The 13,039-nt window shown below is 60.4% G+C and carries 13 protein-coding genes; all 13 read right to left on the reverse strand.

Annotated elements, in window-relative coordinates; translation table 11 throughout:
- Window positions 1-26 precede the first annotated feature (26 nt).
- Window positions 27-527 carry a 2-C-methyl-D-erythritol 2,4-cyclodiphosphate synthase gene (gene ispF / locus AC3RCG_RS20230; protein WP_070288749.1) on the reverse strand — a complete coding sequence of 167 codons (501 nt, stop codon included), beginning with the start codon at window positions 525-527 and terminating at the stop codon, window positions 27-29.
- A 16-nt stretch (window positions 528-543) separates the two neighbouring features.
- Window positions 544-1,257, reverse strand: coding sequence for a 2-C-methyl-D-erythritol 4-phosphate cytidylyltransferase (gene ispD, locus AC3RCG_RS20235; protein ID WP_492403200.1), 714 nt, complete (start codon window positions 1,255-1,257; stop codon window positions 544-546).
- A gap of 12 nt (window positions 1,258-1,269) precedes the next feature.
- Entirely contained in the window at window positions 1,270-1,971 is a 702-nt protein-coding gene (locus AC3RCG_RS20240; RefSeq protein WP_492403202.1) for a hypothetical protein, read from the reverse strand.
- 8 nt (window positions 1,972-1,979) lie between these two features.
- The gene (locus tag AC3RCG_RS20245; protein ID WP_492403204.1) at window positions 1,980-2,537 is read right to left on the reverse strand and encodes an NUDIX domain-containing protein; all 558 of its coding nucleotides are present in this window, start codon (window positions 2,535-2,537) and stop codon (window positions 1,980-1,982) included.
- A 57-nt stretch (window positions 2,538-2,594) separates the two neighbouring features.
- Window positions 2,595-2,918, reverse strand: coding sequence for a DUF2818 family protein (locus AC3RCG_RS20250; RefSeq protein WP_070224104.1), 324 nt, complete (start codon window positions 2,916-2,918; stop codon window positions 2,595-2,597).
- Between the two features lie 3 nt (window positions 2,919-2,921).
- Window positions 2,922-4,424: an NADH-quinone oxidoreductase subunit NuoN gene (gene nuoN / locus AC3RCG_RS20255; protein WP_492403207.1), complete on the reverse strand. Its 1,503-nt coding sequence runs from the start codon at window positions 4,422-4,424 to the stop codon at window positions 2,922-2,924.
- A 16-nt stretch (window positions 4,425-4,440) separates the two neighbouring features.
- A complete protein-coding gene (locus AC3RCG_RS20260) occupies window positions 4,441-5,940 on the reverse strand; it encodes an NADH-quinone oxidoreductase subunit M (RefSeq protein ID WP_492403209.1) in 1,500 nt (499 codons plus the stop codon).
- A gap of 29 nt (window positions 5,941-5,969) precedes the next feature.
- Window positions 5,970-8,063 carry an NADH-quinone oxidoreductase subunit L gene (gene nuoL, locus AC3RCG_RS20265; RefSeq protein WP_492403211.1) on the reverse strand — a complete coding sequence of 698 codons (2,094 nt, stop codon included), beginning with the start codon at window positions 8,061-8,063 and terminating at the stop codon, window positions 5,970-5,972.
- Between the two features lie 46 nt (window positions 8,064-8,109).
- Window positions 8,110-8,418, reverse strand: a complete 309-nt coding sequence (nuoK, locus tag AC3RCG_RS20270) for an NADH-quinone oxidoreductase subunit NuoK (RefSeq protein WP_010399724.1) — start codon at window positions 8,416-8,418, stop codon at window positions 8,110-8,112.
- Entirely contained in the window at window positions 8,415-9,047 is a 633-nt protein-coding gene (locus tag AC3RCG_RS20275; protein WP_096236662.1) for an NADH-quinone oxidoreductase subunit J, read from the reverse strand. Before AC3RCG_RS20275 ends, nuoK begins: the two co-directional genes overlap by 4 nt.
- A 65-nt stretch (window positions 9,048-9,112) precedes the next feature.
- Window positions 9,113-9,601: an NADH-quinone oxidoreductase subunit NuoI gene (gene nuoI / locus AC3RCG_RS20280; protein ID WP_010399726.1), complete on the reverse strand. Its 489-nt coding sequence runs from the start codon at window positions 9,599-9,601 to the stop codon at window positions 9,113-9,115.
- 14 nt (window positions 9,602-9,615) lie between these two features.
- A complete protein-coding gene (nuoH, locus tag AC3RCG_RS20285; protein ID WP_492403214.1) occupies window positions 9,616-10,698 on the reverse strand; it encodes an NADH-quinone oxidoreductase subunit NuoH in 1,083 nt (360 codons plus the stop codon).
- On the reverse strand, window positions 10,698-13,031 hold the full coding sequence (gene nuoG / locus AC3RCG_RS20290; protein ID WP_492403216.1) for an NADH-quinone oxidoreductase subunit NuoG: 2,334 nt from the start codon (window positions 13,029-13,031) through the stop codon (window positions 10,698-10,700). The genes nuoH and nuoG overlap by 1 nt, the downstream gene beginning before the upstream one ends.
- Window positions 13,032-13,039 lie beyond the last annotated feature (8 nt).

Genomic DNA, 13,039 nt, shown 5'->3' on the forward strand with positions numbered 1-13,039 from the left:
TCGTTAATCGATCAATGGTTGGCGTCTCAGGCGCGCAGCAGCAGGGCCACGGCTTCTGCCGCGATGCCCTCTTCCCGCCCCAGGTAGCCCAGTTTTTCATTCGTCTTGGCCTTGATATTGACCTGGCCCACGGTCACACCGAGGTCTTCGGCCACGTTGGCGCACATGGCGGCGATATGCGGCGCCATTTTCGGACGCTGGGCGATGATGGTGGCGTCGATATTGCCGATGATATAACCGGTCGCTTGCACGCGGCGCACGGCTTCGCGCAGCAGGGTGCGCGAATCGGCGCCCTTGAATTGCGCGTCCGTGTCGGGGAAGTGGCGGCCGATGTCGCCCAGCGCGGCGGCGCCGAAGATGGCGTCCGTAATCGCGTGCAGCAGCACGTCCGCGTCGGAGTGGCCGAGCAAACCGAGGTGATGGGGAATCTTCACGCCGCCGATGATCAGGTCGCGGTGATCCACCAGCGCGTGGCAGTCATAGCCCTGGCCGATACGAAATGGGAGGTCGGGAGTCGTTGTGTGCATGCAGGTCTTTCTGGAGTCAAGAATGGGCCAAATACAGCTCGGCCGTGTGGATGTCGCGCGGCAGGGTCACCTTCAGGTTGCGCGGGTGGCCTTCGACCAGTTTCGGTGCCAGGCCCAGCGCTTCGATGGCGCTGGCGTCGTCCGTGATCGCCAGCGGATCGGGCGCTTCGGATAGTGCCCGGTGCAGCAAGGCATAGCTGAACATTTGCGGCGTCTGCGCCAGCCAAAGATGATCGCGCGGCACCGTCTGCGCCGACACATGGGCGGGGCCGGCCCGCTTGACGGTATCGACCACGGGCAAGGCCAGCAAGCCGCCGGCGGGGTGGTCGCCCACTTCCATGATCAGCTTTGCGATCAGCGCCGGCGTCAGGCCGGGCCGTGCCGCGTCGTGCACCAGCACCTGGTCGCGGGCATCGATGCTGCCGTGCAAGGCTTGCAGCCCGTTCAGGATGCTGTCCATGCGCGTGGCGCCGCCGCAGCGCAGCACGGTGACGCCATGCCCCGCGCCCTGCTCCGGCACGACGGCGTCGATCTGGCCATCCTCGGCGCTGACGACGACATAGGTGTGCGCGATCAGGGGGCTGGCGAGAAAGGCGTCGAGCGCGTGGCGCAGCATGGGCTTGCCGGCGATGGCCAAATATTGCTTGGGGCTGCCCGCTTCCATGCGCGCACCCACGCCGGCGGCGGGGATCAGGGCAAAATAACGGACGGTGTTCGATGCTGCGGTCATGCCATTCCTTGTCTAGTTGGCGGGCGCTGTCTTGCCCGCCAGGATGTTCTGGATTTCGCCCTTGCACGCCTTGCCCAGGCGCGCATATTCTTGCGGCGAATCGATGGCGGCCTGCAAGGTTTCCACCTTGCGCATTTCCGCCTTGATATACGGCAACCAGCCCGTGTCGATTTCGCGCGCCAGCGCCGCCTTGGCCGTGCCGCTGGGCGCGTATAGGGGCCGCGCCTCGAAGCGTCTGGCCAGCGCGGCGCGCACGGTCTTTTCCACGCGCGGCAAGTGTTCCATATAGGTTTTCATGTGCCGCAGCTCATGCGCGAGTATCTCATCATACGCGCACGTGCCGGGGGCAAACTCGCGGCCGATATAGATCACCACGGGCGCATATGTCAGGCTCACGGTAATCTGCGGCGCCACGCATTCGTAGCCGCTGGCCGGGTCTTGCAGCATGGGACCGGCCAGCGCGATGGCCACGCGCGAATCCGTCTTCGTCAGGCCCAGCACCCAGGTGTTCGCGCGCGCCGTGCCCTTCATCACCGTCAGCGCCTTGTACGGCAGATGCGTGTCGATGCTGTAGCCGTTCTGCTGCACCGTCAGCACGGACACCGTCTTGCTGATCGTGTCTTCGCAGCGCACCTGAAACGGCGTGCGCGCCTGCGCCTGCGCCTGCGCACCCCAGGTGACACAGGCCAGCAGCAGAAAAAGCGCCGCGCGCATGTGCGGAATCAGGCCGGCTGCCAGGCGCCGCTGGTAATCTTGTCGAGCCAGAAGATACCGATGACGGTCTTCACGTCCGTGATCGTGCCATCCCTGACCCAGCCGAGCAGCTGCGGCACCGTGGCAGTAAACGTTTCCAGGAATTCACCCTCGTCGAGCTGGCGTTCGCCCGCCACGAGCCCGCGCGCCAAAAACAGTTCCAGGTGCTCGTCGGAATACGCGATGGCGTTGTGGATGGTGGAGACGAATTGCCAGTCGCTGGCCGTGTAGCCCGTTTCTTCCAGCAATTCGCGCTGGGCGCAGGCCAGGTGCGACTCGCCCGCATCGATTTTACCAGCAGGAAATTCGATGAAGACCCGGTCCAGCGGATAACGGTACTGGCGTTCCATCAGCACCGTGCCGTCGTCGAGCAGCGGCAGGATCACGACGGCGCCCGGATGCAGGACGAATTCGCGCGCCGTGATCTTGCCGTCCGGCAGTGCAACACGGTCGCGCTGCACGCGCAGGAAGCCGCCCTGGTAGACGAGTTCGCCGTCGACCTTGGTTTCAATCAGATTCGTATCCATGGAATTCCTTTATTCAATAAAAAACGGCGCCAGAGGCGCCGCTTTCGGTCGTTGTTGCTAACGGCGTTTGCGCAGGTAGCGTCCGACAAAGCCTGGGAAAGCCAGCACCAGGAACAGGCATCCCGTGATGGCATAGAACTCCCACGTCTGCGGGAAACCGTTGCCGATGCGCGCTTCGAGCGCGAACGCCACGGCGCCGACGATGAAGTACAGAATCACCATCTCCAGCAGGCGCAGCGCCAGCGGCTTGCGCCAGCCCTGCTCCGCTTGCGCCGCCTTTTTCAGCGGCACGGCGGCAAACAGTTTCTCGTTCAGGAAAGGCAGGTTGGCGCCCAGGATGCCCAGGGCGATCACCAGCCAGCTCGAGGCGGTGACATCCATCGGTCAGGACGCCAGGGTCTTGGTGATGGCGGTCGCGCAGGCAGCCAGGATGCTGTTAGGCATCACACCAAGGGCCAGAACGAACACGCCGTTCAGGGCCAGCACGATGCGCATGTCGCCATGCACGACCAGCGCATTGCTGTCGGTCGGCTCGTCGAACCACATCATTTTCACGACGCGCAGGTAGTAGAACGCGCCGATCAGCGAGAACAGCACGGCGGCGATGGTCAGCCACAGCTGGCCCGTCGCCAATACCGAAGCGAGCACCGAGTACTTGGCCATGAAGCCCATCAGCGGCGGCACGCCGGCCAGCGAGAACATGAACAGGGTCATCACCAGCGCGAAGATCGGGCTGCGTTTGCCCAGGCCCTTGAAGTCGGCCAGTTCTTCTGCTTCGAAACCATTACGTGCCAACAGCATGATCACGCCGAAGGTACCCAGGGTGGTAAACACGTAGGTGATGACGTAATACATCGAAGCGCCGTAGGCGGTGGCTGCGCCAGCCGCGTTCAGCGTGTTGTTCGGCGCGTCAACGGTACCGGACAGCAAGCCCAGCAGGACGAAGCCCATTTGCGCGATGGTCGAGTACGCCAACATGCGCTTCAAATTCGTTTGCGCGATGGCGGTGAAGTTACCGATGGCCAGCGACATCACGGCCAGCACCAGCAGCATCTGCTGCCAGTCATGCGCCATCGGCAGCAAGCCTTCGGCCAGCAAGCGCAGGGTGATGGCGAAAGCGGCCAGTTTCGGCGCCGCGCCCAGCAGCAGGGTCACGGCCGTCGGCGAACCTTGATACACGTCAGGCACCCACATGTGGAATGGCACAACGCCCAGTTTGAAGGCCAGGCCCGCGACCAGGAACACCAGGCCGAAGACCATGATGGTGCCGTTGGTCTTGCCGTTTTCCAGCGCCACGCGCAGTTCGCCCAGGTCCAGCGTGCCGGACGCGCCGTACAGCATCGAGATACCGTACAACATGAAACCGGAAGCCAGCGCGCCCAGGATGAAGTATTTCATGGCCGCTTCCGTGGCCTTGGCATTGTCACGGCGCAGCGCGATCAGTGCGTACAGCGACAGCGACATCAATTCCAGACCCAGGTAGATGATCAGGAAGTTGTTGGCCGAGATCATGATCATCTGGCCCAGCAGTGCAAACAGGGCCAGCACGTAGAACTCGCCGCCCAGGTTACCCGACAGCATGCTGCGGTCGGTGGCATAGGCACGCGAGTAGATCAGGGTCAGCGCCACGGCGCCGTACGAGAACAGTTTCAGCAGCTGCGACATCGGGTCCGACACGAACATATTGTGGAACGTGTAGACAGTGGTGCCCGCGTTGAAGTCGCCCACGGTCAGCAAGGCGCAGCCGGCCAGGGTCAGCAGCGACAGCGCATACGTGATCGAACGCTTCGCCGCAGGCAAGAACATATCGATCAGCAAGAGCGCCGACGTGGCGATCAGCAGAAAGATTTCCGCGTACAGCGGTACCAGATTAGGTGCATTAGTCATGTTATCGGTCTTCTATTTAAGGCAACTTGCTGATGGCGACATGCTGCAGCAGGTCGGCAACCGAAGTTTGCATCGTGTCGGTGAACGGGGCTGGGTACAGACCCATCACGAGCACGGCGATGGCCAGCACAGCAAGCATGAAGAATTCACGTTTGTTGATGTCGGTCAATTCGGCCACGTGCTTGTTCTTGATCTTGCCGAACACCACGCGCTTGGCCATCCACAGCGAGTACGCCGCGCCCCAGATCAATGCCGTTGCAGCCAGCAAACCGATCCAGAAGTTGTATTGCACCGCGCCCAGGATCACCATGAACTCGCCGACGAAGCCGGACGTCGCTGGCAGACCGCAGTTGGCCATCGAGAACAGCACGAAGAAGGCGGCAAATTTCGGCATGCGGTTCACGACGCCACCGTAGTCGGCGATGTTGCGGGTATGCATGCGGTCATACAGCACGCCGATGCACAGGAACATCGCGCCGGAGATGAAGCCGTGCGAAACCATCTGCACGATACCGCCCTGCACCGAAATGTCGTTGAACATGAAGAAGCCCAGGGTGACGAAACCCATGTGCGCGATCGACGAATAGGCGACCAGTTTTTTCATGTCGGTTTGCACCAGGGCAACCAGACCGATGTAGATGACGGCGACCAGCGACAAGGCGATCATGAAGCCCGACAGGTAGTGGCTGGCGTCCGGCGTGATCGGCAGCGAAAAACGCAGGAAACCATACGCGCCCAGTTTCAGCATGATGGCGGCCAGCACGGCGGAACCGCCCGTCGGCGCTTCCACGTGGACGTCCGGCAACCACGTGTGGACGGGGAACATCGGCACCTTGACGGCAAACGCCATCAGGAAGGCCAGGAAGATGAAGATCTGCTCGTTCATCGTCAGCTTGAACACATGCCAGGCCAGGATGTCGAAGGTACCCGTCACATTGCGCAGGTAGATGATGGCAACCAGGGTCAGCAGCGAACCGAAGAAGGTGTACAGGAAGAACTTGAACGACGCGTACACGCGGTTCGAGCCGCCCCAGATACCGATGATGATGAACATCGGGATCAGGGTTGCTTCAAAGAAGAAGTAGAACAGCAAGCCGTCCAGCGCGCAGAACACGCCGATCATCAGGCCCGACAGGATCAAAAACGAGCCCATGTACTGGGCGATGCGCTTCTCGATCACTTGCCAAGCCGAAATGACGACGATGACCGTGATGAATGCCGTCAGTGGCACGAACCACAGCGACAGGCCGTCGATACCCAGCGAGTACCAGATATTGAAGGTTGCTATCCACGGCGCTTTTTCGACGAATTGCATGCCGTGCGCGGCGTTGTCGAAATGCTGGATCAGCGGCAAGGTGCACAGCATGCTGAGCACGGCGCCAGCCAGCGACAGCCAGCGGGTAAAGCCCGCTTTGCTGTCACGGCCAAGAGCCAGGATCAGGACGCCGCAAATGATCGGCACCCAGATCGACAGACTCAGGTAAGGAGGTAGTGTAGAAATCGTAGACTGCATCATGGTTCTCAGTATTCTTTTATCAGGTCAGCTTACTTAGCGGGCCAGAATGGCAGGAAATAGATCAGGAAGCCCAGCACGCCCAGGATCATCACGAATGCATAGTGATAGATGTAGCCGGTCTGCAACACTCGCGACAGCGAGGACAGCCAGGCGACAACCTTGGCGCTGCCATTGACGACGAAACCGTCGATCAGCTTCTTGTCACCGAAGTTCCACAGGCCATTACCCAGCAAGCGGGCACCGCCGGCGAACACGACTTCATTGAACTTGTCCATGTAGTACTTGTTGTCCAGCAGGGTGTGGATCGCGTGGAACTTGGCAAAGAACCAGGCCGGTACACGCGGGTTGACCATGTAGCAGTAGTAGGCTGCCACCACGCCGGACAATGCCAGCCAGAACGGTGCCGTCGACAGGCCGTGGATCGCCATCGCCATCGCGCCGTGGAATTCATGCGACAACTCTTCCATTGCCGGATGGTTTTCGCCGACAAAGATCACGCCCTTGAAGAAATCGCCATGCAGCATCGGGCCGATCGTCAGGTAACCGATGATCAAGGAAGGGATCGCCAGCATCACCAGCGGGAACCAGACGACGAACGGCGATTCATGCGGCTTCTGGCCAGGTTCCAGGCCGTGGTGCGCGTGGTCGTCTTCCTCTTCTTCATGGTGGTCATCATGTGCGTGGGCATCATGCTTCGCAGCAGGCGCGTGGTGGTCGTCATGACCGTGCGCGTGTGGCTGGCCGAAACGTTCCTTGCCGTGGAAGACGAGGAAATACATGCGGAACGAGTAGAAGGCGGTGACGAACACGCCAGCCAGCACGGCGAACTGAGCAAAGCCAGCGCCCCAGATGTGCGTCGCTTCGACGGCTTCGATGATGCTGTCTTTCGAGTAGAAACCCGAGAACAGCGGCGTGCCGATCAGGGCCAGCGAACCGATCAGGGAAGTGATCCAGGTGATCGGCATGTACTTGCGCAGGCCGCCCATGTTGCGGATGTCCTGGTCATGGTGCATGCCGATGATGACGGAACCGGCGCCCAGGAACAGCAGTGCCTTGAAGAATGCGTGCGTCATCAGGTGGAACACGGCCACGGAGTATGCGGACGAACCGAGCGCCACGGTCATGTAGCCGAGCTGCGACAGGGTCGAGTAAGCGACGACGCGCTTGATGTCGTTCTGGATGATGCCCAGGAAGCCCATGAACAGCGCCGTGATGGAACCGATCACCAGGATGAAGGACAGTGCCGTGTCGGACAGTTCGAACAGCGGCGACATGCGCGAGACCATGAAGATACCGGCCGTCACCATCGTCGCGGCGTGAATCAGTGCCGAGATCGGGGTAGGACCTTCCATCGAGTCAGGCAGCCACACGTGCAGCGGGAACTGCGCCGACTTGCCCATCGCGCCGATGAACAGGCAGATGCAGGCAACGGTCAACAGAGCCCAGTCGGTGCCCGGCATCGTCAGCAGTGCCAGTTCGTCTTTCTTGGCGAACACTTCCTGGTAGTTCATGGTGCCGGCGAATGCCAGCAGCAGGCCGATGCCCAGGATGAAGCCGAAGTCGCCCACGCGGTTGACCAGGAAAGCCTTCATGTTGGCCACGATGGCCGTCGGACGCTGGTACCAGAAACCGATCAGCAGATAAGAGACCAGGCCCACGGCTTCCCAACCGAAGAACAGTTGCAGGAAGTTGTTGGCCATGACCAGCATCAACATCGAGAAGGTGAACAGCGAGATGTAGGCGAAGAAGCGGTTGTAGCCTTCGTCATCCTTCATGTAGCCGATCGTGTAGATATGCACCATCAGGGAGACGAAGGTGACCACGCACATCATCATCGCCGACAGCGAATCGATCTGGAAGCCCACTTCCATCTTCAGGGTGCCGATCGTCATCCAGTTATAGATCGTGCCATTGAATGTCGCGCCATCCATCACTGCCAGCAGTGTCTGCACGGACAGGATGAACGCAATCAGTACGCCCAGGATCGTCGCGGTATGCGACGTCTTGCGTCCGACCAAATTACCCAGGAACTGGGTGCCAAGCAAGCCTGCAATCGCGGCACCGGCCAGCGGCGCCAGCGGTACGGCAAGAAGGAGGTTAGGGTTGAGGAGTTGCCCCGCCATGATGAACCTTAATCGTTATTATTCGAGAGATCGAGTCTGAAAAACATCAGCCTTTGAGGCTGTCCAGGTCTTCGACGTTGATGGTATCCAGATTACGGAACATCACCACCAGAATAGCCAGACCGATAGCCGACTCAGCGGCGGCAACCGTCAGGATGAAGAAAACGAAGATCTGACCGGCCGCGTCGCCCATGAAATGGGAGAACGCGATGAAATTCATATTCACCGCCAGCAGCATCAATTCGATTGCCATCAGCAATACGATGATGTTCTTGCGGTTCAGGAAAATACCGACGATCGAGATTGCGAACAGGATCGCGCCCAGGACCAAAAAATGTGTGAGCGATAATGTCATGGTGCCTCCTTAACTTCCGGCTCAGCCGCAGGACGCTCGACAACCGCGTCCATCTTGATGATCTTCAGGCGGTCGTTGCGCTTGACGCGTACCGCATCGCCTGGAGCAAAATGCTTGGTGTCCTTGCGTTTGCGCAGGGTCAGTGCGACCGCGGCAACGATGGCCACCAGCAGCACGACGGCGGCGATTTCGAAGGCGAACACATATTTCGTGTAGATCAGCAGGCCCAGTTCCTTGGTGCCGCCCAGGTTGACGTTCACCGGCGCGATGCTAGGCGTAAAGTTGCGGAAACCGTGCCACAGGACGGCGGCCATTTCCAGCACGATGATCACGCCCACCGTCACGGACAATGGCAAGTAGCCCCAGAAACCCTCGCGCATGCGGTCGATATTGATATCGAGCATCATGACCACGAAGAGGAACAGCACCATCACGGCGCCGACATACACCAACACCAGCACGATGGCCAGGAATTCAGCTTGCAGCAGCATCCAGATGCCCGCTGCCGAGAAGAAGGACAGTACCAGGAACAGTACTGCGTGGACCGGATTACGGGCCGTGATGACGCGCGTCGCTGCCAGAATCAAGATCAGCGCGAAGGCGTAAAACAAAATTGTTTTAAAGTCCATAAAAAACCCAATAGACGTACAGATGAACGAGGGGCGCGCCGCAGCCAGTGGCTGCGGCGCATCCATCAGCGATAAGGTGCGTCGGCGGCGCGCGCAGCGGCGATGTCATTTTCATAACGATCACCCACGGCCAGCAACATCTCTTTCGTGTAATACAAATCCCCGCGTTTCTCGCCGTGGTATTCCAGGATTTGCGTCTCGACGATCGAATCGACCGGGCAGGACTCTTCGCAGAAACCGCAGAAGATGCACTTGGTCAAGTCAATATCGTAACGCGTGGTGCGGCGCGAACCGTCGTCACGCTGTTCCGATTCGATCGTGATGGCCATCGCCGGGCAAACCGCTTCGCACAGTTTGCAGGCGATGCAACGTTCCTCGCCGTTCGGGTAGCGGCGCAGCGCGTGCAAGCCACGGAAACGCGGCGAGATCGGTGTCTTCTCTTCCGGGAATTGCACCGTGATCTTGCGCGAAAACATGTACTTGCCTGTCAACGCCATGCCCTTGATCAGCTCGCCTAACAAGAGGCTGCTGAAGAAATCTTTTACCTTATCCATTCGTATGCACTCTCTTACTTCCAAATATTCCAGGATGTCTGCATCCAGGCAGCGACGAAGACCAGGTAGACCAGCGTCAACGGGATAAACACTTTCCAGCCGAGGCGCATGATCTGGTCATAACGGTAGCGTGGGAAAGTACCGCGCACCCAGATGAACACCGACACGATGAAGAAGGTCTTGGCGAACAGCCAGAAGAAGCCGCCGAAACCACCCCAGAACTCGAGGAAGGCAAATGGTGCGGACCAGCCGCCGAGGAACATGAGCGAAGCCAGGGCGCCGATCAGTATCATGTTGGCGTATTCGGCCAGCATGAACATGGCGTAGGCCATGCCCGAGTACTCGACCATGTGGCCGGCGACGATTTCCGACTCGCCTTCGACGACGTCGAACGGGTGGCGGTTGGCTTCAGCCAGGCCCGACACCAGGTAGATGACGAACATCGGCAGCAGCGGCAGCCAGTTCCACGACAGGAAGTTCACGCCCTTGTCGGCGAAGAAGCCGATCTGCTGGCCGCCGACGATGTCGATGAAGTTCAGGCTGCCCGAGACCATCAGCACGATGACCATCACGAAGCCCATCGGGATTTCATACGAAATCATCTGTGCCGAAGCGCGCATGGCGCCCATGAACGAGTACTTCGAGTTCGAAGCCCAGCCGGCGATGATGATGCCGTAGACTTCCATCGAGGTAATCGCCAGCAGCATCAGCAAGCCCGCGTTGACGTTCGCCAGCACGGCTTGCGGACCGAAGGGCACGACCGACCAGGCGGCCAGGGCCGGCATGATGGTCATGATCGGGCCGATCACGAACAGGCCTTTGGCGGCCTTGGACGGGATGATGATCTCTTTGAACAAGAGTTTCAGCGCATCGGCGATCGGTTGCAGCAAGCCCAATGGGCCGACGCGGTTCGGGCCGACGCGGATCTGGATCCAGCCGATCAGCTTGCGTTCCCACAAGGTCAGGTAGGCAACCAGGCCCATCAGCGGCAACAGCACGCACAGAATCTTGATCAGGGTCCAGAAGAACGGCCACGAGCCGCCCAGCAGATCCTGGCCGCTGCTGTTGATGACGTTTACAAATTCAGGCAGAGCCATCAGATTTTCCCCTCTGCTGTTTCAACTGTGATGTCACCGAACATGCCGCCCAGGCCAGCCGTCGAGGCATGCGCCGCCGACACCTTGACCACATTGGCTGGCAGGCCGGCGTGAATTGCCGCCACCAGGATGGCGCTGCCGGAGCCTTGCGCCACTTTGACCTTGTCGCCCGCCTTGATGCCCAGCTTCTCGGCCAATGCCGCCGACAGATGGGCTTGCGGCGCGGCGCCATCGACCGTGCGCAGCAGCGGTTCGGAGCGGCGTACCAGCGCGTCGGCGAAGTAGATCGGCACGTCGGCGATGCGTTGCAGCGCAGGCGAAGCCGGTGCGTACGAAGCCGCTTCCGGTGCGTTCTTGGCGATGTTGTTCAGCTGTGCCGACAGATCGGTCACGCCAGCGCCGAACGCTTCGTCGCGGATCGCTTCCGAGGTATCGTAGTCGAAACCGGCCAGGCCCAGGATGTTGCCCAGGACGCGCAGCACTTTCCAGGCTGGACGGGTTTCCGCCAGCGGTTTCACGGTGCCGTTGAAGCTTTGCGCACGGCCTTCGCAGTTGACGAAGGTACCCGAGGTTTCAGCGAACGGGGCGATCGGCAGCAAGACATCGGCGTACTCCATGCCGTGCTTGAAGGCCGACATCGCCACGACCATGTCGGCGCCATCGAGGGCGGCGCGGGCCGCTTGCGGGTTGGCGGCATCGAGTTCCGGCTCGGCGTGCAGCAGCACGTAGGCTTTTTTCGGCACGGCAAAGGCGGCTTGCACATTCGCGCGCGGCTTGGCGACCAGGTGCGCGCCAACCGTGTTGGCCGCTTCCGTCAGGTAACCAAGCTTGGCGCCCGTCTGTTCGGCGATCCATTGCGCGGCAGCATGCAGTTGCGACGCTTGCGGGTGTTGCGTTGCCGCGTTACCCAGCAAAATCGCGCCATGGTCGCCGGCCATCAGGCTGGCGGCAATCGCCACGGCTACGTCCGAAGCAACAACCGCTTCAAAACCGTTAGGCGCGGCGATTTCTTTCGCTTTGGCAACAGCGACGAGCACTTCCGACAAGGCCGCCAGCCAATCATTCGGCGCGACAATCATCTTGTTGGCGATGGTGATCAGTTGATCATCGTCGGAGGCGTGCAGGATCGACAGCTTGGCGCCGCCCTTGACGGACGCGCGCAGACGCGTGGCCAACAATGGGTGGTCCTTGCGCAGGAACGAGCCGATGACGAAGGCGCGCTTGATCTGGCCAAATTCGCTGATCGGCATGCCCAGCCATGGTTTCACATTGGCGTCGAGCGCGAAGTCGGTCTGGCGCAGGCGGAAGTCGACGTTCTCGGAACCGAGGCCGTGGGCGACTTTTTGCAGCAGGACCAGCTCTTCGACGGTCGAATGCGGGGTGGCCAGCGCGGCGATGGCGTCAGCGCCATGCTCGTGCTTGATGTTTTTCAAACCGTGCGCCACGTATTCCAGCGCGGTCTGCCAATCGACTTCTTTCCACTCGTTGCCTTGTTTCAGCATCGGGGACGTCAGGCGTTCGGCGCTGTCCAGCGCTTCGTACGAGAAACGGTCCTTGTCCGAGATCCAGCACTCGTTGACGGCTTCGTTTTCCAGGGGCAGTACGCGCTTGACCTTGCCAGCTTTCACTTGCACGATCAGGTTGGAACCGAGGCCGTCATGCGGGCTGACCGATTTGCGGCGCGACAGTTCCCACGTACGGGCGCTGTAGCGGAACGGCTTCGAGGTCAGTGCGCCGACCGGGCACAGGTCGATCATGTTGCCCGACAGTTCGGAGTCGACCGTCTGACCAACAAACGACACGATTTCCGAGTGCTCGCCACGGCCGATCATGCCCAGCTCCATCACGCCGGCCACTTCCTGGCCAAAGCGCACGCAGCGGGTGCACTGGATGCAGCGCGACATTTCCTGCATGGAGACCAGCGGACCGGCTTCCTTCGGCGTGACGACGCGCTTGTCTTCCTTGTAGCGCGATTCGCTCTTGCCGTAGCCCACTGCCAAGTCTTGCAACTGGCATTCGCCGCCCTGATCGCAGATAGGGCAATCGAGCGGGTGGTTAATCAGCAAGAATTCCATGACCGACTTTTGCGCCTGCACAGCTTTATCGCTGGCGGAGCGCACGATCATGCCGGCACTGACCGGGGTCGCGCAAGCGGGCAAAGGCTTGGGCGCCTTTTCCACTTCGACCAGGCACATGCGGCAGTTCGCTGCGATCGACAATTTCTTGTGATAGCAGAAGTGCGGAATGTAGGTTCCCAATTTGTTGGCGGCGTCCATCACCATGCTACCAGCAGGGACTTCGACTTTTTTGCCGTCTATTTCGATTTCAACCATGGTGATCG

Source organism: Janthinobacterium sp. GW823-FHT01H08 (assembly GCF_058797855.1).

Bases quoted from the DNA above. Each gene is read 5' to 3' on its own strand.
- ispF (WP_070288749.1), bottom strand. From the start codon at position 527: ATGCACACAACGACTCCCGACCTCCCATTTCGTATCGGCCAGGGCTAT.
- ispD (WP_492403200.1), bottom strand. From the start codon at position 1,257: ATGACCGCAGCATCGAACACCGTCCGTTATTTTGCCCTGATCCCCGCC.
- AC3RCG_RS20240 (WP_492403202.1), bottom strand. From the start codon at position 1,971: ATGCGCGCGGCGCTTTTTCTGCTGCTGGCCTGTGTCACCTGGGGTGCG.
- AC3RCG_RS20245 (WP_492403204.1), bottom strand. From the start codon at position 2,537: ATGGATACGAATCTGATTGAAACCAAGGTCGACGGCGAACTCGTCTAC.
- AC3RCG_RS20250 (WP_070224104.1), bottom strand. From the start codon at position 2,918: ATGGATGTCACCGCCTCGAGCTGGCTGGTGATCGCCCTGGGCATCCTG.
- nuoN (WP_492403207.1), bottom strand. From the start codon at position 4,424: ATGACTAATGCACCTAATCTGGTACCGCTGTACGCGGAAATCTTTCTG.
- AC3RCG_RS20260 (WP_492403209.1), bottom strand. From the start codon at position 5,940: ATGATGCAGTCTACGATTTCTACACTACCTCCTTACCTGAGTCTGTCG.
- nuoL (WP_492403211.1), bottom strand. From the start codon at position 8,063: ATGGCGGGGCAACTCCTCAACCCTAACCTCCTTCTTGCCGTACCGCTG.
- nuoK (WP_010399724.1), bottom strand. From the start codon at position 8,418: ATGACATTATCGCTCACACATTTTTTGGTCCTGGGCGCGATCCTGTTC.
- AC3RCG_RS20275 (WP_096236662.1), bottom strand. From the start codon at position 9,047: ATGGACTTTAAAACAATTTTGTTTTACGCCTTCGCGCTGATCTTGATT.
- nuoI (WP_010399726.1), bottom strand. From the start codon at position 9,601: ATGGATAAGGTAAAAGATTTCTTCAGCAGCCTCTTGTTAGGCGAGCTG.
- nuoH (WP_492403214.1), bottom strand. From the start codon at position 10,698: ATGGCTCTGCCTGAATTTGTAAACGTCATCAACAGCAGCGGCCAGGAT.
- nuoG (WP_492403216.1), bottom strand. From the start codon at position 13,031: ATGGTTGAAATCGAAATAGACGGCAAAAAAGTCGAAGTCCCTGCTGGT.